Source organism: Pseudoalteromonas sp. NSLLW218, assembly GCF_015864775.1.
Classification (GTDB): domain Bacteria; phylum Pseudomonadota; class Gammaproteobacteria; order Enterobacterales; family Alteromonadaceae; genus Pseudoalteromonas.
Genome location: NZ_JADYWO010000010.1, coordinates 17,144 through 40,604 on the forward strand (window position 1 = coordinate 17,144; position 23,461 = coordinate 40,604).

General features: G+C 40.3%; 20 protein-coding genes. 9 read left to right on the top strand and 11 right to left on the bottom strand.

The genetic code is table 11. From position 1 onward, the window contains the following. Positions 1-12 precede the first annotated feature (12 nt). Together leuC and leuD are read left to right on the top strand one after the other, a co-directional pair. Positions 13-1,413 (top strand): 3-isopropylmalate dehydratase large subunit, encoded by a 1,401-nt coding sequence (gene leuC, locus I6E80_RS15540; RefSeq protein ID WP_076926052.1) that lies wholly within the window; start codon positions 13-15, stop codon positions 1,411-1,413. Then, a complete protein-coding gene (gene leuD / locus I6E80_RS15545; protein WP_008171914.1) occupies positions 1,413-2,012 on the top strand; it encodes a 3-isopropylmalate dehydratase small subunit in 600 nt (199 codons plus the stop codon). The genes leuC and leuD overlap by 1 nt, the downstream gene beginning before the upstream one ends. Before the next feature lie 93 nt (positions 2,013-2,105). Here leuD and I6E80_RS15550 read toward each other — a convergent pair whose 3' ends face one another. Next, positions 2,106-3,605, bottom strand: a complete 1,500-nt coding sequence (locus tag I6E80_RS15550; protein WP_170072911.1) for a DUF3360 family protein — start codon at positions 3,603-3,605, stop codon at positions 2,106-2,108. A 418-nt stretch (positions 3,606-4,023) separates the two neighbouring features. Here I6E80_RS15550 and I6E80_RS15555 point away from each other — a divergent pair, with 418 nt between their 5' ends. Continuing rightward, on the top strand, positions 4,024-5,010 hold the full coding sequence (locus tag I6E80_RS15555; protein WP_024600012.1) for a hypothetical protein: 987 nt from the start codon (positions 4,024-4,026) through the stop codon (positions 5,008-5,010). An 86-nt stretch (positions 5,011-5,096) separates the two neighbouring features. Here the strand turns inward: I6E80_RS15555 and I6E80_RS15560 are convergent, their stop codons facing one another. Further along, on the bottom strand, positions 5,097-6,722 hold the full coding sequence (locus I6E80_RS15560; protein ID WP_197185919.1) for an endonuclease: 1,626 nt from the start codon (positions 6,720-6,722) through the stop codon (positions 5,097-5,099). Positions 6,723-7,025: 303 nt separating this feature from the next. Between I6E80_RS15560 and I6E80_RS15565 the strand changes: the two genes are divergently transcribed. From I6E80_RS15565 to I6E80_RS15580, 4 genes are all read left to right on the top strand, one after another. Further along, positions 7,026-8,840, top strand: a complete 1,815-nt coding sequence (locus I6E80_RS15565) for an assimilatory sulfite reductase (NADPH) flavoprotein subunit (protein ID WP_197185920.1) — start codon at positions 7,026-7,028, stop codon at positions 8,838-8,840. A gap of 61 nt (positions 8,841-8,901) precedes the next feature. Continuing rightward, on the top strand, positions 8,902-10,599 hold the full coding sequence (gene cysI, locus I6E80_RS15570; protein WP_197185921.1) for an assimilatory sulfite reductase (NADPH) hemoprotein subunit: 1,698 nt from the start codon (positions 8,902-8,904) through the stop codon (positions 10,597-10,599). A 43-nt stretch (positions 10,600-10,642) separates the two neighbouring features. Further along, a complete protein-coding gene (locus tag I6E80_RS15575) occupies positions 10,643-11,383 on the top strand; it encodes a phosphoadenylyl-sulfate reductase (RefSeq protein ID WP_197185922.1) in 741 nt (246 codons plus the stop codon). Positions 11,384-11,526: 143 nt separating this feature from the next. Beyond that, the gene (locus I6E80_RS15580) at positions 11,527-12,075 is read left to right on the top strand and encodes a DUF4124 domain-containing protein (RefSeq protein ID WP_024594735.1); all 549 of its coding nucleotides are present in this window, start codon (positions 11,527-11,529) and stop codon (positions 12,073-12,075) included. Here I6E80_RS15580 and I6E80_RS15585 read toward each other — a convergent pair whose 3' ends face one another. The 4 genes from I6E80_RS15585 to I6E80_RS15600 form a co-directional block, all read right to left on the bottom strand. Continuing rightward, complete coding sequence (locus I6E80_RS15585) at positions 12,076-12,330, bottom strand: hypothetical protein (protein WP_197185923.1); 255 nt, start codon at positions 12,328-12,330, stop codon at positions 12,076-12,078. 403 nt (positions 12,331-12,733) lie between these two features. Then, positions 12,734-15,478, bottom strand: coding sequence for an aconitate hydratase AcnA (gene acnA, locus I6E80_RS15590; RefSeq protein WP_197185924.1), 2,745 nt, complete (start codon positions 15,476-15,478; stop codon positions 12,734-12,736). Between the two features lie 205 nt (positions 15,479-15,683). Beyond that, positions 15,684-16,112, bottom strand: coding sequence for a hypothetical protein (locus I6E80_RS15595; RefSeq protein WP_024596965.1), 429 nt, complete (start codon positions 16,110-16,112; stop codon positions 15,684-15,686). Positions 16,113-16,213: 101 nt separating this feature from the next. Next, complete coding sequence (locus tag I6E80_RS15600) at positions 16,214-16,597, bottom strand: RNA-binding S4 domain-containing protein (protein ID WP_076926063.1); 384 nt, start codon at positions 16,595-16,597, stop codon at positions 16,214-16,216. Between the two features lie 256 nt (positions 16,598-16,853). Between I6E80_RS15600 and I6E80_RS15605 the strand changes: the two genes are divergently transcribed. Beyond that, complete coding sequence (locus I6E80_RS15605) at positions 16,854-17,141, top strand: hypothetical protein (RefSeq protein ID WP_024596967.1); 288 nt, start codon at positions 16,854-16,856, stop codon at positions 17,139-17,141. 55 nt (positions 17,142-17,196) lie between these two features. Next, a complete protein-coding gene (locus I6E80_RS15610) occupies positions 17,197-17,862 on the top strand; it encodes a hypothetical protein (RefSeq protein WP_076926064.1) in 666 nt (221 codons plus the stop codon). Between the two features lie 9 nt (positions 17,863-17,871). Here the strand turns inward: I6E80_RS15610 and I6E80_RS15615 are convergent, their stop codons facing one another. The 5 genes from I6E80_RS15615 to glnA form a co-directional block, all read right to left on the bottom strand. Continuing rightward, positions 17,872-18,330 carry a cyclic nucleotide-binding domain-containing protein gene (locus I6E80_RS15615; protein ID WP_010554789.1) on the bottom strand — a complete coding sequence of 153 codons (459 nt, stop codon included), beginning with the start codon at positions 18,328-18,330 and terminating at the stop codon, positions 17,872-17,874. 29 nt (positions 18,331-18,359) lie between these two features. Beyond that, positions 18,360-19,745 carry a nitrogen regulation protein NR(I) gene (gene ntrC, locus I6E80_RS15620; protein ID WP_024596969.1) on the bottom strand — a complete coding sequence of 462 codons (1,386 nt, stop codon included), beginning with the start codon at positions 19,743-19,745 and terminating at the stop codon, positions 18,360-18,362. A 14-nt stretch (positions 19,746-19,759) separates the two neighbouring features. Then, the gene (gene glnL, locus I6E80_RS15625) at positions 19,760-20,830 is read right to left on the bottom strand and encodes a nitrogen regulation protein NR(II) (RefSeq protein WP_076926065.1); all 1,071 of its coding nucleotides are present in this window, start codon (positions 20,828-20,830) and stop codon (positions 19,760-19,762) included. A gap of 82 nt (positions 20,831-20,912) precedes the next feature. After that, positions 20,913-21,434, bottom strand: a complete 522-nt coding sequence (locus I6E80_RS15630) for a DUF4124 domain-containing protein (RefSeq protein WP_170072917.1) — start codon at positions 21,432-21,434, stop codon at positions 20,913-20,915. A gap of 113 nt (positions 21,435-21,547) precedes the next feature. After that, the gene (glnA, locus tag I6E80_RS15635) at positions 21,548-22,954 is read right to left on the bottom strand and encodes a glutamate--ammonia ligase (protein WP_010554792.1); all 1,407 of its coding nucleotides are present in this window, start codon (positions 22,952-22,954) and stop codon (positions 21,548-21,550) included. Between the last annotated feature and the right edge of the window lie 507 nt (positions 22,955-23,461).

The window sequence follows — 23,461 nt, forward strand, 5'->3', positions numbered from 1 at the left end:
GGGAATTAGCAAGTGGCCCAAACGTTATACGAAAAAATTTGGCAAGCACATACCGTTGCCAGCATAAACGAGCAAACCGACTTACTTTATATTGACCGCCATTTAGTGCACGAGGTGACTTCTCCGCAGGCTTTTGCAGGTCTACGTGAAAAAAACCGTACTGTACGTTGCCCAGAAAAAACCTTTGCAACGATGGATCATAACGTATCGACTAAAAGCCGATCACTTGATGCCGCAAGCGAAGTATCTAAAAACCAATTAATGGCGCTTGATAAAAACTGTAAAGAGTTTGGTATTGTACTTTACGATTTAAACTCAATTAATCAAGGCATTGTGCACGTAATGGGCCCAGAGCAAGGTATTACTTTGCCAGGCACAACCATTGTATGTGGCGATAGCCATACCTCTACACATGGTGCGTTTGGCGCATTAGCGCATGGTATTGGTACGTCTGAAGTTGAGCACGTATTAGCAACGCAAACGCTACAGCAAAAAAAGGCGAAATCGTTAAAAATTCAAATAAACGGTGTATTGCGTCCAACGGTTACGGCTAAAGATTTAATTATGGCGGTAATTGGCAAGTTAGGTACCGCTGGTGGCACAGGTTATGTAGCAGAGTTTTGTGGTGCAGGCATTGAAGCGCTTTCAATGGAAGCCCGTATGACGCTATGTAATATGAGCATAGAAATGGGTGCAAAAGCGGGTTTAATTGCATCTGACCAAATTACTTATGATTACTTAAAAGGTCGTCCGTTTGCACCAAAAGGCGCTGATTTTGATGCAGCCGTTGAATATTGGGAAACCTTAAAAACAGATAAAGGCGCACACTTTGATTTAGTTGTTGAGCTAAATGCTGACGACATTCAACCGCAAATTACCTGGGGCACAAGCCCAGAGCAAGTAATTGGTGTTGATGAGTGCATACCTGATCCAGATAAAGAGCCAGATTTAATTAAAGCCGATGCTATTCGAAGTGCGCTTAAATACATGGACTTAAAAGCGGGCGATAAATTATCAAGCGCGAAAGTAGACACGGTATTTATTGGCTCATGTACAAATAGCCGCATTGAAGACTTACGCGCTGCTGCAAAAATTGTTGAAGGCAAACATGTTGTTGCTGGTATTGAAGCATTAATTGTACCGGGCTCGGGCTTAGTTAAAAAACAAGCGGAAGACGAAGGCTTAGCTGATATTTTTAAAGCCGCTGGCTTTGAATGGCGCGAACCGGGTTGCTCAATGTGCTTAGCAATGAACGATGACCGCCTAGAAGCAGGCAAGCGCTGTGCATCTACTTCTAACCGTAATTTTGAAGGTCGTCAAGGTCGTGGCGGACGTACACATTTAGTTAGCCCTGCAATGGCGGCAGCCGCTGCAATACATGGCCACTTTGTTGATATTAGAGGAGAAGCATAATGAGCGTATTTTTTAGTGGCTTAATGGCTCCACTTGATAAAAACAATGTAGATACTGACCAAATCATTCCTAAGCAGTTTTTAACATCAACTAGCCGCGAAGGTTTTGATGCTGCTTTGTTTTACGATTGGCGCTACCTAGATAACGACGAACCAAACCCTGACTTTATTTTAAACCGCCCGTGTTATCAAGGTGCGCAAATTTTATTAACGCGCGATAACTTTGGTTGTGGCTCATCTCGCGAGCACGCGCCATGGGCGCTTAAGCAATATGGTTTTGAAGTTATTTTAGCTGAAAGCTTTGCTGATATTTTCTTTAATAACTGCGGCAACAACCAAATGCTCGCCATTGCGTTACCTGCCGACACGCTTGAGCAATTGTTTGTACTTAGCGAGCAGCACGACGATATAAACATTGAAATCGACCTTGAAAATCAAACACTAACAAGCAGTAAGTTTGCACCAATTAGTTTTGATATTAGTAAAGAAGTAAAAGAGCGCCTATTAAGTGGCTTAGACTTTATTGGGGTAACCGAAACGCTAAACCCACAGATTGATGCGTTTGAAAAACAACTAGCAGCTGAGCGTTCTTGGCAGTAATTGTTTAACCTGTATATTGTGAAGTTACGTATTAAAAAGCACGGCAATTGCCGTGCTTTTTTGTGGGTAAATATTAGATGTGGTAGCTAAGGGTTAATGCCTAAAGTCAGCCATTAACGCAGGTATACCAGGCAACATGCCTACAATTGCCATTACAGTGGTAAGTAGCACAAACATAATAAGTGGGATTACCCAGCGGCTCATTTTGGTTAACTCAGCGCTGCGCTCTTTACAACCAATTAGCCCTAAGTTATCAAGTAGCATAGTAAGCGACCAACCAAAAGCCGGATTAACCAAGGTTGAGGCAAACACCACAATAGCGGCTGATTGCGTTGTTTTGCCTTCGCGTGTCATTTCCATACCAGCTTCAAGTAGCGGAATAAACACACCGACAATAAGCGCAACACAAAGCACAGGTTGCCAAATGGCTAAATCCATAGGGTAACCCCATAAACCAGCAATAATACAAAACACGGCTGTTAAAATGGCGCCAGCCGGAATAGGGCGCTTAGCAATAGCAGCAGGCACAATATAAGTACCCCAAGACGAGGCAAAGTTAGCACCACCGGCAAGTGAGCCAAATGTTTGTCTAACCGATGCGCTTAGCATGGTATCGTCGATATTCATTTGTACTTTTTCAGTACGTTGCGGGTAGCTTATTTTTTGAAATACTTGATGACCTAAAAAATCAGGTGACCACATAGCAACAGCGAGCACTGCAAACGGGAGTACAACAACAAAGCTTTCAAGCGTTGGCAGGCCAAGCATCCAACCTGTGTTTTCGCCCCACCAGTATGCTGGGTTCATATTTGGTAAACCCGGTGCAGTATGAAACTCAAAGGGTGCACCTAAAGCAAAAGCAACCACGCCACCAATAAGGCAGCTTAACGGCACGGCTAACCAACGCTTTTTAAAGTGCTCCAATAGCGCATACAATAAAATGGTGGCTAAAATAACAATAAACGCAATATGCGCCATATCAATGGCTTCAGCCCAAGCAAACAGCTTTTTAACTTGCGAAATAGTACCAATAAAGCCTAAATAAATGAGCAACCCGCCACACACACCTTTACTGGTTAGGCGCGCGAGCATACTTCCTCCCTTGGTTATGGCCAAAATAAAACCAAAGGCACCAATGAGTAAACCAAACGCCATAGGGTGACCGCCAGCAGCAACAACAATAGGAATTAACGGAATAAGCGGGCCGTGAGTACCAGCTAAGTTGGCTGTTGGTAAAATAAAGCCTGAGAATAAGATGATAAAAATAGAAACAATGAGTAATTCGTAGCGCACGTTTTCTAAAACAAATGCATCGCTTAAACCAAGAGGCGCTGCAAATGTAGCTGCAATAGCCCCCACCATAACGACTTTACCAATAGTACCCGCCATTGCTGGAATGGTGTCTTCAAATTCAAATCGGTAATCTCTAAACGGTAAATTAGGACGCCAGCGTTTAGGCTGCATAATTTGTAATTCATGTTCGAGATACTCGTCGCGAGTATTAAACTCAGAGCTGGGTTTATGAAGCTGCTCGTAGCTTTGAGCATCCTTGTGCGTGTTTGATGGTGCATCACCGGGTGGTGTAGTTTGCATGCGTTCTCCTGCAACATTGTTGCTTAATCAAATAAATACGGCTTTTGTTAAAGCAAATGAATATTGAACATGCAGGGTAGATCAGCTTTTAGGCTGCTATGTATAGGCAAAAGGTCGTGCATGGTTGTTTTTAATACAGTTAATTTAAAAACTGCTTTACGTTAAAAATTATGAAATTACAGAAGGTGATTAAAAGTTGTTATAAATCAAAATCTTGAATGTGATATTAAGGAGGCGGAGAACTATTTACCGAATTGTATCGTGTTAATGGCAGGTTATTATCCTTTAGTCTTAGTGGTTGTTAAAGCCGTTTTATTTCAAGCTATTTGTTTGCAGGAGCCGCTAATTTCGTTTTATTTGTGGTGAAATAATACTTCTGTTACTTTCTGATTGTTAATATCAACAATAAAGAATAGAGATGCAACTCAACTCCCCTAAATCAATTGGTATTTTACTTGGTACGCTTTACGGCATATTTATGCGGCTATTTGTAGAGCTAGTCAATGCTTATAATTTAGGTAGCTTAGTCTCTATATCATTTATGTTTTTAGTGCCTGTTGCTATTGGCTATATTCGTATTCACTTTGAGTACAATGAATCAAAAGCATTAACTAAAAGGCAAATGGTGACGATTGCTTGGCAGCCTATTTTTGTTTTTTTATTTGTAAGTGTAATTACTTTACTTGAAGGCAGTATTTGTGTGGCTATGGCTTTGCCTGCTTTTATGTTTTTTGCCAGCATTGGTGGATTACTTGCGGGTTTTGTTAGAAAGCGTGAAATAAAAAAAGCGAATAGTTCTTTATTATCAATCGCGTTGTTACCTATATTGCTCTCACCTATTGAAGTTAATTTTTTAAATTTATCAAAAACATACGAAGTAACAAATTCAATAACTATTAACGCACCCATCAATGCTGTGTGGCAACAGTTAGCTAATGTGAGTGATATAAAACCACAGGAAGTGCCTTTTTCACTCACTCAATTAATTGGTGTACCAAAGCCATTAAAGGCAAGTATGAATGCAAGCGGTATAGGCGCTGTTCGCACAAGTACTTGGCAAAAAGGCGTTGTGTTTAAAGAAGTTATTACGGATTGGCAACCAAATAAACAGATGCTTTATAGATTTGACATAGACCCTGATGCTATCCCCGATGACGCACTCGATAAACACGTGAAACTTGGCGGTGAATACTTTTCTCCACTTTATGGAGGCTATCAGCTAAGTGAAGATAAAAGCGGCAATACAATTCTAACGTTAACAACTACCGTTCAAGATAATACAAACTTTGGTATTTATTCACGAATATGGGGAGAGGTGATATTTCAAGATTTTCATCATTCACTTTTAACGTTGATGAAAAATAGAGCTGAAAAGTCACTTATCGCAGTTGTTTCTTATAACTAGCTTAAACCATCATATCTCTAAAAATACTACACGCTAAAAGGTAAAGCCTTTGCAATTGCAAAGGCTTTTGTTTTAACTGCTAACTTTTACCAAATCATTTCTACAAATTCAGGGTGGTCGATATACGGGTTACGATTACCTTGAAACTCAAACGCTGCTTGGTTGCGGTCAAGTTCCATTTGGCTTACAGGATCGCTGTTATGCCAGTTAAGCAGCATGGCTACAACCCAGCTTTCAAACACTTGATTGCTTGAACCATTAAGTACAGCATTACTTGAGGACGTCTTTGATTGCCAAGCGCCTATTACATTTTCGTAGCGCGTTGCCATGTAAAAATAAGCGCGAGCAAAGTCACCTTTAAATTCGTCAATTGGCTCAAATACAGTACCAGAGTAATTTAATGAACTTGCGGCAGAACCTAATTTACTTCCGTTAGTTGATGTAAATGAAGCGCTTGCTACTTCACCAAATGGGAAATTACTACGTTTTGAGTTTACATAACCGTCGGTTGCGTAAATATGATGCACATCTGAGTTCATTGGCTCAATAGTGCCGCCAAACCAGCTTTTAGGGAATGAATGCTCACGGTTGTAACAGCCGCCTTCTCCACTATAGTTACCACATTGATCGCTCACAGCAGTATAATTGTAGCTATCTGAACCGTTTGGTTTTTCGCTATACATATCTAAAATGCTGTTATCGTTTTCAAAGTATTGATCACGTGCTGATGAGTCGTAAAAATTCCAAATAGCCGAGTAACCCTGTGCATTATGATCTTTAATAATATTATAAAGCTCAGTTTTTAGTGTATAACCCGATAACCCTTGAGCAGTAACATAGTAGCCTGTGGGTGTTGGATTAGTCCCGCCGCCATCACCAGAGCCACCGCCTAAAGTAAATGCTGTACTGTCGGTGTTACTAAAACTTGCACCACTTGCAAGTGTGGTAGAGCCTTGCTTAAGTGCATAACTGCCACTACCTGTTGAACAACACATGCCATCGCCGTAGCTGTCGCTAATAACTAGTACGTATGTACCATCAGTTAGGCATATTTGTTCATCATATTGTGTGTTTGATGCGTAACCACTGCCGTTAGCGATTGCGCTACCTTGATTGTTATTTACGGCCCAGCTAGTTTCGCTGCCGTAATTATCGGTATTAAGCGTTAGGGTAAGGCTATTGTCGGTACAACTTGTTGATGCGCTGCCACCAACGTTTGGTAAAAAGTTATCTACGTATACGGTTTCGCTGCCATCAAATCCACTTACATCGTAAAACCTAAGTCCAACACTAATTGTTTTATCACTGCTTGCTGTATAGCTATGGCTAATTGTTTGCCATTGGTTAGTTTGTGCCTGATTTGAATAGCCTTGGTAGCCGTCCACATATAAGCGCGCCTTAATTTTACCTTCGGTATGGTAAACATCAGCCGAAAAGTTATAGGTTTTACCTGCTTCTACAGTAACTTGTTGTAATAAATCGGTGTTACTTTGCGACCCTGTAGTTACATTTACAGCAGCAGAGCTACTGCCACTTTTAACTGTGCTGGTGGATTGTGAAAGGCTAATTCCGCCATCTATTGTTGTCCATGCATCAGGTGTATTACCTGACCATTGCTCAAAGCCGCCATTAGTTACATTGGCCATTACAGGTAATGAGCCCAGTAACAAAGCGGTACTAATTAATTTGTTTTTATATTTCCCGTGTAACATGATTGTTCCTATTTTTACTTTGAAAGTAAAATATACCCTACATTAGTTTGGTTGCAAAATTGTTAATTTAAAATGCAGTAAAAGGCAATAATTACTCTTTAAACTGTTTTTGAAGGTATTTTTATAAATTAATAACTAAATGGAATATCAAAGCAGATTCTATTCTTTTTTTATCTATGCTTAGCCCGTTATCCTGCATACTTAGAAAACCTCAACAGATACACTCTGGATGAGGTAAAACTCATTTTTAACAATACACAAAGTGTGTTGTGTTTAATTTTCAGGGTTATGGGGAATCGATTCATGTTGTTAGGTCAACTAAATGCTGCGGCAAGCCCGCTATCGCAAGATCAAGTACAAAAGCTGCAAGGTTTAGTGGCTGAGCTTAATCCAATTCAACAAGCATGGGTAAGTGGTTACTTAGCCGCTAATGCTAACTCAGCTGCATTAGGTGCTCCTACTGCTGGCGTACCGGCTGCAGGAGATGCTGCAGCGCTAACTATTTTATATGGTTCGCAAACGGGTAACGCAAAAGGCGTAGCAAGCAAAATGAAAGAGCAGGCTGAGTCGCGCGGCTTAGCGGTTAAATTGGTTAGCATGTCAGATTACAAACCAACAGCCCTGAAAAAAGAAAAGTTTTTAACCATCGTTGTATCTACTTACGGTGAAGGTGAGCCACCAGAAGACGCAGAAACACTCTATGAATTTTTAGCAACTAAAAAAGCACCAAAACTAGACGATGTAAAAATAGCCGTTATTGGTTTAGGTGATTCTAGCTATGAGTTTTTCTGCCAAACAGCAAAAGACTTTGAAGAGCGTTTAAATAAACTAGGTGCACAGACCATATATCAACGTGCTGATTTAGATGTAGATTATGAAGAAGAAGCTGCAACATGGATTGCGGGCGCAATTGACGCATTCGAACCTGATTTAAAAGCGCAACAAGAGGCCGCTGGTGGTCAAGTTGTATCAATGCCATTTGGCGCACCAACTTCTGCAGCAAGCCAATATACAAAACAAAATCCATTTGAAGCAGAGCTATTAACTGTTCAAAAAATTACCGGTCGCGACTCAACTAAAGATGTACGCCATGTTGAAATTTCGCTTGAAGGTTCTGACATTACTTACACGCCAGGTGATTCATTAGGTGTGTACTTTTTAAATGACGATGTATTAGTTGATGAAGTACTTACACTTACTCAAATAGATGCAACAAGCATTGTAAAAGTAGGTGATGAAGAGCTAAGCGTACGCGATGCACTTATTGAAAAACTAGAGCTGACTCAGTCATACCCTGGTTTTGTAGAAAAATATGCAACTGCTACGGGCACGCCAGAGCTGCTTAAACTAGTTGAAGATAAAACTGCAATGCGCGCATACATTGAGCCTCGTCAAATATTTGATGTGATTCGCCAAAACCCAGCAAAGCTTGATGCGCAAACATTAGTAGATTGCTTACGTAAACTACAAGCGCGTTTGTACTCAATTGCATCTAGCCAAAGCGAAGTTGAAGACGAAGTACATTTAACACTAGGTCTAGTGCAGTTTGATGCATTTGATAGCGAGCATTTAGGTGGCTGTACTGGTTACTTAACTCGTCGTGCTGAAGAAGGTTGTAAAGTTAAAGTATTTAGCGAACACAACGATAATTTCCGCCTACCAACAAACGATGATACACCTGTGATCATGGTTGGCCCAGGTACCGGTATTGCGCCGTTCCGTGCATTTTTACAAGAGCGTGATTCGCGTGAAGCACAAGGCAAAAACTGGTTGTTTTTTGGTAACCCACATTTTACTCAAGATTTTTTATACCAAGTAGAAATACAGGGTTATTTAAAATCGGGTTTACTCAACAAAGTAGATGTAGCATTTAGCCGCGACCAAGCCGAAAAAGTATACGTACAAGACAAATTACGCAGTAACAGTCAAGACGTGTTTGAATGGTTAGAAGCTGGCGCTCACTTTTATATTTGTGGCGATGCAAATCGTATGGCAAAAGATGTACACAACGCCTTGCTTGATATCGTTAAAGAAAACACAGGTAAGAGTAACGAAGACGCAGAGCAATACTTAAAAGATTTGCGTAGCGCAAACCGCTATCAGAAAGACGTGTATTAATCACGTTTCTTATTTTATTTAACAGCTAACAGCCGTCACTGTAACAAATTTAGGATTTAAAATGAGCGAACAAGATAAAAACGTAAAACTTTCTGATAACGAACGTTTGAAAAGAGAAAGTAACTTTTTACGTGGCACCATAGAAAAAGATTTAAAAGATGAAATTACTGGTGGTTTTACTGCCGACAACTTTCAGCTAATTCGTTTTCATGGCATGTACCAACAAGATGACCGCGATATACGTGGTGAGCGTGCTAAGCAAAAGCTAGAGCCGCTACATAATGTAATGTTACGTGCACGTATGCCTGGCGGTATTATTAAGCCAGAGCAGTGGCTAGCAATCGATAAGTTTGCAGATGACAAAACAAGCTACGGCAGTATTCGTTTAACAACGCGTCAAACGTTTCAGTTTCATGGTGTATTAAAGCCTAATATTAAAGGCATGCACCAAATGCTTGATAGCGTAGGTATAGACTCTATTGCTACAGCGGGTGACGTTAACCGTAATGTGCTTTGTACTACTAACCCAGTTGAGTCTGAGTTACATCAAGAAGCTTACGACTGGGCTGCAAAAATTTCTGAGCATTTATTACCAAAAACGAAAGCGTATGCCGAAATTTGGTTAAATGGCGAAAAAGCAGAAACCACAGAAGAGCCAATTTTAGGGTCTAATTACTTGCCGCGTAAATTTAAAACAACGGTAACTATTCCACCTAACAACGAAGTTGATGTGCATGCGAATGACTTAAACTTTGTGGCAATTGCTGATAACGGCAAACTTGTTGGTTTTAACGTATTAGTGGGCGGTGGCCTTGCAATGACGCACGGCGATACCGCAACTTATCCGCGTAAGGCTGATGACTTTGGCTTTATTACGCTAGAAGATACCTTAAAAATTGCAGAGCATGTCGTATCTGTGCAGCGCGATTGGGGTAATCGTTCAAACCGTAAAAATGCAAAAACCAAATACACACTAGACCGTGTAGGTGTTGATGTATTTAAAGCAGAAGTAGAAAAACGCTCAGGCGTTACGTTTGCACCAAGCCGTCCGTTTGAGTTTACTCATCGAGGGGATCGCATTGGTTGGGTTGAAGGCATTGATGGTAAGCATCACTTAACGCTATTTATTCAAAGTGGTCGTATTTTAGACTACCCAGACAAGCCGCTTAAAACAGGGTGTCGTAAAATCGCTGAAGTTCACCAAGGTGACATGCGTATGACGGCAAACCAAAACTTAATTATTGCGGGTGTACCTGCAGATCAAAAAGCCGTGATTGAAGAGATTGCACGTAGCCACGGCTTAATTGATGACAAAGATTCGCAGCAACGTAAAAACTCTATGGCGTGTGTTTCACTGCCAACGTGCCCACTTGCAATGGCCGAAGCAGAGCGTTACTTACCAAGCCTAGTTGAAAAAACTGAAGCATTACTTGCTAAGCACGGTATACCAGATGACAGCATTATTATGCGCGTTGTTGGTTGCCCGAACGGCTGTGGCCGCGCAATGCTAGCCGAAGCTGGTTTAGTAGGTAAAGGCCCAGGTAAGTACAACGTTTACTTAGGTGGTAATTTAGAGGGGACACGTATTCCTAAATTGTACCTTGAGAACGTAGGCGAAGACGTTTACCTAGAAGCATTTGATAAGCTAATTGGCCAATGGGCAAGCGAGCGCAATGACGGTGAGTGTTTTGGTGACTTTGTTATACGCAAAGGCATTGTTGCTGAAGTAAAAGTATCAGTAACCGATTTTCACGCTTAATTAAATACCAGCGCTTTGGCGCTGGTGAGGTTTGGAATTTACCATGAGTGAATTTAAAAACATTTTACAGCTAGATAAACAAAGCCAGACGGCTATGTTAGCTGATGCTAATGGTTTACTAGCGAATATGAGCGCAGAACAGCGCGTTGCATGGGCGCTTGATAACTTGCCTAATACGGCTTTTTTATCATCTAGCTTTGGTATTCAAGCGGCAGTAATGCTGCATTTAATGACCTCACAACGTCCAGATATTCCTGTTGTATTAACCGATACCGGCTATTTATTTCCTGAAACGTATCAGTTTATTGAGCAAATGAGTGAGCGTTTATCACTTAACTTAAAGGTGTATAGAGCGCCGCTTAGCCCAGCATGGCAAGAGGCTAAATTTGGTAAACTATGGGAGCAAGGCGAAGACGGCATTAAGCAATATAATCAGCTTAATAAAGTAGAGCCGATGACCCGTGCGTTAAAAGAAATAGGAGCAGGCACGTGGTTTAGTGGTCTGCGCCGCGATCAATCATCTACACGTGCTGATAAACAGTTTGTAGAAATTAGCCGTGGTACCGTTAAAGTGTACCCGATTATTGAATGGTCTAACCGCGACGTGTATCAGTATCTTACTAAGCACGATTTACCTTACCACCCATTATGGGAGCAAGGTTATGTGTCGATGGGTGACGTACATACAACACGTAAGTTAGAACCAGGAATGACTGAGGAAGAAACCCGCTTTTTTGGTTTAAACCGAGAATGTGGACTACACATGGATGGTGATGGTATTTAACGCCACTACAGTGTAGTTAAATTGCAAATAAAAACGCAGCTTCGGCTGCGTTTTTATTTTTTTATTAGGGTACAAAAAATTGCCTAATTAAGTATTTTTTATTAGACTCAAGGCATTAAAGGATTAATTAAAGCAGGAACGCTATGAAATACTTTACCTACTTAGCTATATCAATCATGGCTATTGCAGTCATCTCTTTGTTTTATATAAAAAAGCCCGATGGTCAAACATGGCTTTCTGCATCATCAATTAGCAGTGAATCTCAGCAAATTAAAGAAAAAATGGTCGCGCTATCTAGCAATACTTTGGACCAAGCAGTGCAGGGCGTTAAGCAAGCTGGCGATAAAATTGCGAGCAGTATTTCTGATGAACCAATGCCTGAAAGTACCACCTCAAGCAGCAAAATTTTTAAGTGGCAAGATGAAACAGGCCAATGGCACTTTTCTGATACACCTAACCCGCATGCAAAAAGTATTGAAGTAAAACTCGATCCTAAAGATATTACTGTTATTGCAGCAGAAGACACGTCTATTTTAAATACCTCTCCAAGTACAAATACAATGTCGGCTGCACCAGAGGGGATCAGTATTTTGAACCCAGACTCTGTTAAAAAGCTATTTAATGATGCCGAAAATGTAAAAGACAAACTAGAAAAACGTAATAAAGAAATTAATAATTTAAGTGCACTCTAATTATTTAGAGTGCGTGCTTTTATGGTTTTTTAAATAACGTTTTTCGGCTTCCATCAATAATACGGTTAAATATATTTTAGTGGGAAGTGACAGCAGCACGCCTACAGCAATGCATGCCGCGGCTATAATTATTCCTTTAATACCATGATTAACAGTGAAGTAACTCGACACAATTAAAGTATGGCCAGTAACAATAAGGCACAACCCAAGCACTATTGATGTTTTAAGTAGCCTAACTATCATTGTTTGCGACATAGTTACCTCACTAAGAGTAGGCCTAGGGCCTGTTTATCTTTCGAGGTTAAATTTGCAGCAGTGTGTTTAGTATTTAGGCAAGGCAGAGCCTATGTAGTGTGGTTATTCCCCATGAATAGGCGATAACGTGGAATAAATGCCAAACATGCGCTGCCCGAAGGGTTCTGCCTAGGGGCTATTTACTCTTTGTTGCTCGGTTTTTACTTAGCCCACTAGGTTACAAACCTCATGCCGCGATTAAATAGCCCCTAGGTTGAACAAATTTTAATCCTGAAAGGTCAACAGGCCCTAGTGTAGGCAAGCTTTAAATGCTTAGCATTGATTTAAGACAACAAACAGCACACATAAAAAAGCCCAGCTTATTACTAAACTGGGCTTTTAAATGTATTAACTACTGTTTTTATTAGTCGAGCATATTACGCAGTACATATTGTAAAATACCGCCGTGTTTGTAGTAATCCCACTCTTTAGGGGTATCAATACGTACATCAGCACTCAAGGTTACTTTTTTACCTTCGGCATTTGTAGCAATAACGGTTACTTCATCGGTTTTATCGTACAGGCCATCAATATCAAATTGTTCTTGCCCTGTTAACCCATGTGACTCGTAGCTTTCACCTTCTTTAAATTGCAGAGGTAATACACCCATACCAATTAAGTTAGAGCGATGAATTCGCTCATAGCTTTGTGCTACAACCGCTTTAACGCCTAGTAAAAGTGAGCCTTTGGCCGCCCAGTCACGAGATGAACCCGTACCGTATTCTTTACCCGCTAAAATAATGAGAGGCGTATTATTTTTTTGATACTCCATAGCTGCATCGTAAATGCTTGCTAAATCGTTTTCTGGTTGTGTACGTGTTACACCGCCCTCAGTACCCGGGGCAAGTAAGTTTTTAAGACGTACATTGGCAAACGTGCCGCGCATCATTACTTCGTGATTACCACGGCGTGAGCCATACGAGTTAAATTGCGATTTTTCTACACCTTTCTCTTGCAAGTATAAACCTGCTGGCGCTTCTGCTTTAATAGCACCTGCTGGAGAAATATGGTCAGTAGTTACTGAATCCCCAAGCTTAGCTAAACAACGTGCGCCCTCAATCGTTGGAATACCCGGAGGTTCTACTTTCATACCATCAAAAAATGGTGCTTTTTTAATGTAGGTAGATGCGTCATCCCAATCATAAAGTTTGCCATCAGGTATTTGAATTTGCTGCCAGCGGCTATCGCCTTCGTAAACGTTAGCGTAGCTTTTTTCAAACATTTCTTTAGTTACTGTTTCTTTAACTAGGTCGCTCACTTCTTTAACGCTTGGCCAGATGTTTTTAAGGTAAATATCGTTACCATTAGCATCTTGCGCAATGGGTTCGTTGTATACGTCAATGTCGGTTCTGCCGGCAATGGCATAGGCTACAACAAGTGGAGGTGAGGCTAAAAAGTTCATTTTCACATCTTGGTGAATACGCCCTTCAAAGTTACGGTTACCCGATAAAATAGAGCTAACCACTAATTTATGCTTTTGAATCGCATCTGATATTTCAGTCGCTAGTGGACCTGAGTTGCCAATACACGTAGTACAGCCATAGCCTACCAAGTTAAATCCTAGGCTTTCTAGGTCGTCCATCAAGCCTGCTTTTTCTAGGTAGTCGGTAACTACTTTAGAGCCTGGTGCAAGGGATGTTTTAACCCAAGGTTTTACATTAATGCCTAATTGCTTCGCTTTTTTAGCGACTAAGCCTGCGGCTAAAATAACACTTGGATTAGAGGTATTGGTACAGCTGGTAATTGCGGCAATAACACAAGCGCCATCATTTAGCTCAAACTCTTGGCCTTTAAATTTAACTTTAGCGGCACCCATAAACTGTGCTTCGTCTACTGGCTCATCTGGATTTGTTGTTGGGCCTTCACTTTCAATACGAGCTTGCTCTTCATCGCTTTTATCGCGACGAGCCATACGCTCATCTTGAAAGCCTTTTAAATGCTCGCCAATTACTTCACCCGCTTTATTTAGGGCAATTCTGTCTTGTGGACGTTTAGGGCCTGCAAGGCTTGGTACAACATCGTCTAATTTAAGTTCGAGTGTATCGGTGTAGCTTGCTTCGTCGCCATCGTTACGCCATAAACCTTGGTGTTTAGCATAATCTTCAATTACCTTTAGGTGTTTTTCGTCGCGGTTTGTTAAGCGAAGGTAGTTGATGGTTTCATCATCAATCGGGAAAATACCACACGTAGCGCCGTATTCTGGTGCCATATTCGCTATGGTTGCTCTATCGGCAAGTGGTAGGTCGGCAAGGCCGTCACCATAAAACTCTACAAATTTACCCACTACACCATGGTTACGCAGTATTTCGGTTACCGTTAATACTAAATCGGTTGCGGTTGTGCCTTCAGGTAATCTGCCGCTAAGCTTCATACCAACTACTTGTGGAATCAATAAACTAATTGGCTGACCAAGCATAGCCGCTTCGGCTTCAATACCGCCTACGCCCCAACCAAGTACACCTAAGCCATTAATCATGGTTGTATGAGAGTCGGTACCGACGAGAGTGTCTGGGTAAGCGAATTTTTTGCCATCGCGCTCTTCATCAAAAACAACACGGGCTAAATACTCTAAATTCACTTGGTGAACAATACCGGTTGCAGGTGGCACTACTTTTAAATTATCAAAAGCGGTTTGTCCCCAGCGTAAAAATTCGTAACGTTCTTTATTTCGGTCATATTCAAGCTTGGCATTTAAATCAAATGCACCATCATTACCATAACCATCTACTTGTACCGAATGGTCAATAACAAGTTCAGCTGGCGATAACGGGTTTATTTTTGCAGGATCGCCACCTAGTTTTTCCATTGCATCACGCATCGCGGCTAAATCAACAATAGCGGGTACACCGGTGAAATCTTGCATAACTACGCGAGCTGGAGTAAAGGCAACTTCAGATGCAGGTTTTGCTTGAGGATCCCAATTAAGGAGGGCTTGAATGTCTTGTTCTTTAATATTTGCGCCGTCTTCGTTTCGAAGAAGGTTTTCAAGTAATACTTTTAAGGAGAAGGGCAATCGTTTCGCTTTGTCGCCAAGTCCTTTTAGAGAATGAATATGATATTGCTCACCGTTTATTGTGAGCTGATGTTGGGTATCGAAACTATTATTCATTATTTGCCCCTTTATGAATTATAAAAATATTTTGAAGAGTGACCTCTGTAGTACTTGAGTTGCAAAGTGCATACCAATGTAAAAAGCCGTCTTTAGAGAACGAATTTTATACAATTATTATAGTAGAGATGATGCTGAAAAATTTAATTTCAAGAGATGATTTGAAAGACGAGGTAAGGTCAAAAGTTATTTTGACCTTTATTAATTACTGTAACCAACCTTGTTGCTTAGCTTTAATACTTAAATAAAGTAGAGCAATGGCAATTATGATTACAAAAACAGGCATAAATACAGCACTTGCGCCAAGCAGCTCAATACTGTTTATAACTACAAAGTTATAGTACTGCTGTAGTAAAATAGCACCGAGCGACAGTGCAAAAGTAGGTATTGCAAGAGAATTTTTAGTAAGTAGAAACAGACAACCCAAAGTGCTTCCAAATACAGCTATAGCAAAGGCAATAGTTGACCAAATAGGAACGTTAGAGTAGGCAGCTTGTTGATCTAGAGGAAGTTTACCTATCATTTCGGGTGTCATCATCATGTGCATTGCAAATGCAATAACGCCAAGTAAGTTCCATACAAGTGCCGCCCATACAGCGGGTTTAAACCAGGTGGCTGGTGTGTTTTGTGACATATTATTACCTTGTTTTTATTATTATTAGCTAGGTAATTAAAGAGCAAAAAGGCCAACTATACAAGGTGGCCTTTTTATATAAAAAGAGGTTTTTTAAATACTTAACCAAATGAAATAGGACGACGACCTGTTTTATCGTCAACTTTTGGCTTTTTAGTGCGCTTGCGCTTAGCTTTAGCTGGCTGATTTATTGGTTGTGGTGCAGCTTGCTTTGATTCTGCTTGAGGTTGTGCCGCAGGTTTTTCTGCAGGAACTGCATCTTCACTTAACGCAAGTTGAAAAAACTCACCATCGAATTCTAGTACATCGCCACTGTATAATTTTTTCCGCTTTATTGTACAAATTTCATGGTTAACACCCACATAGCCTTCAGTGATTAGGTTTTTAGCTTGGCCGCCACCTTCAACTAAGTTTAATACTTTTAATAATTTACAAAGCTCAATCGGCTCTTCTTCTAACTCTATTTCTATATATTCTTCGTTCATATTTGCTCTCGGTGGGGTAACGCACAGGCTTTAGTATAAAGGCTTACAGCGACTTTTGCACCAAAGCAAGTAACTTTAGATAGCTGTAATACACAATTAGTTATGAAAGTTTTTAGGTATTTTATCTGTCTTTAAAAAAACTGAAGCAATTAAAAGTTAAGCTTCGTTGCAATCTTTTTTACGTATGGCTCGCTAATTGCTAAAACTCTGGCGGATTAATCAATGTGTAATGAATACATATAAAACGGAGTAGAAAATGGGCGTAAGATTAGCAATGAAAAAAGAGCTAATGGGCTTAGATAATTCAGATATGTTGACCGCAGATGATGTTAGGTCACATCTTACTAATCAAGTAAAAGAGCAAAAGGAAAATGCTGAACGTGGTTTTTCTGTGATTTCAAAATTTAACGATCACCATAGTCGTTTAGTGAGTGGCGATATGAAAAAAAAATCGGTACTTGAATTTCAACGCCATCGTTTATTTAAAGAAGTTTTATACACCCGTAAAAGTGTTGATGCGTGGTTAGATAGCCAAACAAATTAAATTGCTATAAATAGTTACCTTTAATAGACTACAATTGTAATTTAAAAGGGTAACTATGAAAAATGGAATTTTAATATGTGTGTTGGCATTACTATTAGCTGCGTGCCAACAACCTACCGTGTATGTATTTAGTGAAAACTTGCAAGATGAACAGCGCAACCAGCTCGATGCTGCGCTAAAAGCACAATCGCTCTCTTATGAATATGTAGAGCTGGCAATCCCACCTGACTTTGGTGAAGCCACATTACTCTTATCAAGTGATAAGATTTATTCTAAAGAAACTGAGCAACTTGCGGCTATAATGCAGGGGCTAGGTTACGAGCCACAAGTTAACTATACAACGCGTTCAAATCATTTTTATGGTGATGGCAACATAGGTTTTTATTTAAAAAATGTAGTGGCGGGTACAACCTTTGTTATGCCTAAAAGGTTACGAACAACTCAATGCAGCGAAGACAAGTACAATGATTTACTTGTCACATTTACAGATAAATATGCTGACTTTACCTTACCCAGTGGCGCTGTTGTAAGGTTAGGTTGGGAGTTTTTATACGGTTACGTTGTCATTTATTACAAAAATTATTCGCAAACATACAGCCACTCGCAACCACTTGTAAATACCCCCTTTGGTGCCAAGCCTTCAGATACTTACACTTTTACTGCGCACGTTAATAAGCCCAGTTGGCTTGATTGCTCATTGCAAATTGTTTATATGGATTGAGTGATAGAGTTAACCGTGAGTTTCTATATGTTCACTAAGTTTTGCAATACGCAAACTCATACCTTCTATAATTCGGTCTTTAATTTTTTCACGGATAACATTAGGTAAGCGGGTGAGTGCTTCAGGGGTAATAGCAAGAACTATGCTGTCGGTTTTGGCGCGTGCGCTAGTGCTGCGCTCTCGGTTATTTATAAAAGCGCCTTCACCTATAAATTCACCTGGCTCTATAGTACCAAGTTCTAGCAAATGATTATGTTTAAATACTAATAGCGCGCCGCTAAGTACAATATATAAGCGCTTGTCGTTATCGTATTGCTTAAATAAAAACTGATGCTGGCTTACTAAATATAACAGGCCGAACGACTCCAATAAGACTTGGCGCTCGCTGAGCGTAAATTCCTTAAAAAAGTGCAGCCTGTTTATAATTTCCATTTGTTTGAATAATGGAATATGTTCGATTAGCTTCATCAATAACCAAATGTGTTAAAAGCGTTTAATCAGCTAATATTGCGCTCTTTTAATTTTCGGGTCAACGTGTTGCGTCCCCAACCAATTTTTATAGCAGCATCTTGCTTATGACCAGAACAATTAGCCAGGGCGGTTTTAATTAAACGAGTTTCTAGCTGGGCTTGAATGTCAGGCCAAATATTTTCTTTGCCTTGTTTAAGCTCTTGATTAAGCCATTGCTGAAACGCATCTAGCCAATCACCTTCTTCTTGGGTTGGCGAAGCATCCAGAATCTCCGGCGGTAAGTCTTGCTCGCTTACAAGCTCACCGGGTGCCATAACTGTAAGCCAGCGACACGTGTTTTCTAATTGGCGCACATTGCCTGGCCAATTAAATAAACGTAATTGCTCAGTCGCTTTAGGGCTCAGCACTTTGCTTTCTACTTGTAGTTCTTTAGCACTTTTATGTAAAAAGTGCTGCGATAAGCTTTCTATATCTTCAGTGCGCTCTCGAAGAGCGGGTAAACGTAGGCGCACAACATTAAGACGATGAAATAAATCATCCCTAAACTTGCCCTGTTTAACTAAATCTTCAAGGTTTTGGTGAGTAGCCGCAATAATACGGACATCTACTTTTATACTTTGATGGCCACCAACGCGATAAAATTCACCATCGGCAAGTACGCGCAATAAACGTGTTTGCACATCAAGTGGCATATCACCAATTTCATCTAAAAACAGTGTGCCGCCATTGGCTTGCTCAAAACGACCTTTACGTACGCTATCTGCGCCCGTAAATGCGCCTTTTTCGTGGCCAAATAACTCTGACTCAACAAGCTCTTTTGGAATGGCTGCCATGTTAAGTGCAATAAATTGATTTTCTTTACGTGGACTATGATTGTGCAGCGCACTGGCGACAAGTTCTTTACCGGTACCCGATTCACCATTTATTAATACGCTCATGCTAGAAGCCGATAGTTTACCTATCGCTCTAAACACTTCTTGCATTGCGGGCGCTTCACCAATTATGTGAGCACTTTTTGGTGGGGCTTGCTTTCGTTTAGTTTTTTTAGTGGAGTTTGCTCTGCATGCGCTTTCGACGAGGGCTACTGCTTCGTTTAAATCAAACGGCTTAGCTAGGTATTCAAAAGCACCTTTTTGGAATGCATTAACTGCTGAGTCTAAATCAGAATGGGCGGTCATTATAATAACCGGCAACCCAGGGTTTTGCTCTGCGATAAGTTCAAGCAACGCCATACCATCCATGCCAGGCATTCTAACGTCAGAAACTAAAACAGTAGGTTGGCTAAACTTTAGTGCGCTTAGTACATCTTGCGCATTAGCAAAGCTCTCCGTGTTAAACCCTGAACGGGTTAGTGCCTTTTCAAGTACAAAGCGAATTGAGGCATCATCATCTACAAGCCAAACTGTTTTCATGCAAACTCCAAACATTAATCTGCAAAGGGCAGATAGATATTAAATTCAGTATGTCCAGGCCAGCTATCGCATTCTATATAGCCATCATGTTGATCTATCAGTGTTTGCGCTATTGAGAGTCCTAACCCAGAGCCACCTTCTTTATTGGTGATCATAGGATAGAACAGTGTTTCGCGTACACTGGGATCAATTCCTGGTCCGTTATCAGATATTTGGATCAACAAGGCTTTTTTAGGTGCTTTACCTGGGCGACGATGCTGATGATTAATGCGGGTTTTTATTGTTATTTCACCGCCATCTACAAGCGCCTGTTGGGCATTTCGAACAATGTTTAATACTACTTGCTGAACTTTGCCTTGATCAATGTATACATCAGGAATACTTGGGTCGTAATCTTTAACCAAGCTAATGTTAGAACAATTATCTAACGTACTTAGCCTTGCAACTGATTCAAGTGATTGATGTATGTTGCCATACGATTTTTGTGGAAGTTGATTGGGCCCCAAAAGCCTATCTACTAATTCACGTAATCGGTCGGCTTGCTCAATGATGAGCTCAGCACATTGATCTCTTTCTTGTTGATCAACCTCATACTGCAATAACTGCGCCGCTCCGCGAATCCCACCTAAAGGATTTTTAATTTCGTGCGCTAAGCCTCTAATTAGGTTTCGGGCAGCTTGGTATTGATGCATTTGATTAGACGCTTGGTCGTGCTTAATTTCGTCATCGGTTTGGCGCCACTCAAATAAAATATAAAGCGAGCCATTAAACTTAATTTGTCGTGTACTTACGGCTACTTTCGCATGGCGAGAATCGCTAAAAACCACGTCAGCTCTATGCTGCTGGCAATCTACACCTTCAACTAGTGAGTATTGTTTTATACGCTCTAAATCGATTGAATGGTAGTTAAAAAGGCTATCAAAAGGTTGATCTAATAGGCGTTTATTACCAAGGCCAAGCAGTTCACTGGTACTGTTATTGGCATATATTACAATAAAGTTTTTATCAAGTAATATGATAGCGGTTGTTTGATTTTGCCAAATGGCATCGAGTAGCTCAGGGCTAAAGTTTTTATTATTAATCATAGCTGCACCATTTTAGTGCGTTGATGTTTGCAAGCAAGTTATACGGTAAAATACACTGCTGCACGATTAGTAATACCCCAATTTAGTTACTTAGGCTTAGCCCTTTTCGGTGCATAAAAAATATACAGGGCTCGCTTGTAGCAATAACTTGGTTTTTACTATTAAAAAGCTTTAATTGTAGTGTGTGCTGACCACGTTCTACATCCCTTATTGCAAAGGTTGAGCTGTCACTGGCAGGGCCGTGTGCTTTACCATCAATAAAAAGTTGTATAGTAAAACCAGTTTCAAAGCGTGGTTTTATTCGGCTAGTAACATAAACAGTGCCGGTATTTTCACGAATAGTCTGGTTATGATCAGGTGAGGAAATGGCAATACTAAAGGCCGCTTGTTGAGGCTGGGGTTGCTCGTCAAAAATGTCAGTATTTGTTGCAGGCATATTAAGATCTTGGCTGGTAAGCTTTACCTCTTTAGCACCTTTATGAGGGGTGTCTGAGAACACTAATACGCCATTTTTATCTTTCCAAGCGTATATTTTTGTTTCACCGGCATAACTATAATTACTTAATCCTAAAGTAATTAATAGTAATAAAATCTTGTTATTCACTCTGCAGCCCTGCATTTTTATCGGTAACTTAACTTTAGTGGAGATTGACTAATTTTACCATTAAAAAAGCCCGCAAAGCGGGCTTGAGAACACACATATTTTTTAAAGCTTAATTAACAGCTGTAGTACATTTCAAACTCAACTGGGTGAGTTGTCATGTTAAGCTTTTCAACTTCTTTAGACTTAAGTTCGATGTAAGCATCGATTAAGTCGTCAGTGAATACGCCACCTTGAGTTAAGAATTCACGGTCTGCGCTAAGTGCAGATAGTGCTTCGTCAAGTGATGCTGCAACAGTTGGAATTTCTGCTGCTTCTTCAGCTGGTAAGTCGTATAAATCTTTATCCATAGCATCGCCAGGGTGGATCTTGTTTTTGATACCATCAAGGCCAGCCATAAGCATTGCTGAGAAAGCAAGGTATGGGTTAGCTGTTGGATCCGGGAAGCGTACTTCAATACGACGACCTTTTTCAGATGGAACCACTGGGATACGGATTGATGCAGAGCGGTTACGTGCAGAGTAAGCAAGCATAACTGGTGCTTCAAAACCTGGTACTAAACGTTTGTACGAGTTAGTAGATGCGTTTGCAAAAGCGTTAATTGCTTTAGCATGCTTAATGATACCGCCAATGTAGTAAAGTGCATCTTCAGAAAGACCGCCGTACTTATCGCCAGCAAAAAGGTTAACACCGTCTTTAGCTAAAGACTGGTGACAATGCATACCAGAACCGTTATCACCAACAACTGGCTTAGGCATAAACGTTGCTGTTTTACCATATAAGTGAGCCATGTTATGGATAACATATTTCATTTCTTGGATTTCATCCGCTTTTAATACCATTGTATTAAAGCGAGTAGCGATTTCGTTTTGACCTGCTGTTGCTACTTCGTGGTGATGTGCTTCTACTACTTGGCCCATTTCTTCTAGAACTAGACACGTAGCTGAACGCCAATCTTGGAAGTCATCAACAGGAGCAACTGGGAAGTAACCGCCTTTAACACCTGGACGGTGACCAGTGTTGCCATCTGCATATTCTTTATCTGAGTTCCAAGCAGCTTGCTTAGAATCAATTTTGTACATAGAACCAGACATATCTGATTTGTATTTAACATCGTCAAATACGAAGAACTCTGGCTCAGGGCCAAATAAAACAGTGTCTGCAATGCCTGTAGAACGCATGTAATCTTCAGCGCGCTTAGCTACAGAACGCGGGTCGCGCTCATAACCTTGTAATGTAGAAGGCTCTACTACGTCACAACGTAAAATTAATGTAGCTTCTTCAGTGAAAGGGTCTAGTTTGATTGACTCAGGAACTGGCATTAATACCATGTCTGATTCGTTTATGCCTTTCCAGCCTGCAATTGAAGAGCCGTCGAACATTTTACCGTCTTCAAAAAAGTCTTCATCAACTTGGTGATGAGGAATAGAAACATGCTGTTCTTTACCCTTAGTGTCAGTAAAGCGTAAATCAATGAACTTAACGTCATTTTCTTTAATAAAATCTAAAACCGATTGTGACATGTGTCCTCCAACTATTGGGTTTTGTTATTGCTGCATAATTGCTTTGATATTTACTAAGCTGTTTTTGTGCCATTATTGTAACTGGCTGTTTATAAATTAAAAAAATATCATTGCATCAAAATGGAATATATAAACGCACTGCTTTGGTGCGTAAATATTCCATTTCGGTGCAAAATTTACAGAGCGTAATTTGTTGTTAATTTAATCAGCTGGAATTAGCATAACCTAAATGCAAAAGAGTAACAAAAAGATCGGAAAAATAGTCAAAAAGAGGGTTTTTTGAAAAATAATTGAAATTTAATTCATATAATTGTCATATAAAAAACAGATACTTAGTAAAAGTATTGAGAAAGTTTTAAAATATGTATTGGATAAACTTTCATCCATGTCATTAATGAGGGATAATATGCGCCCTTTTAAATCCTATGCTGGGACATCTCGCGAAAGCGTGGATGAGTGCGTAGATCTTGCAGGATCATTGAGAATTTAATTTCTCTGAGTAAATAT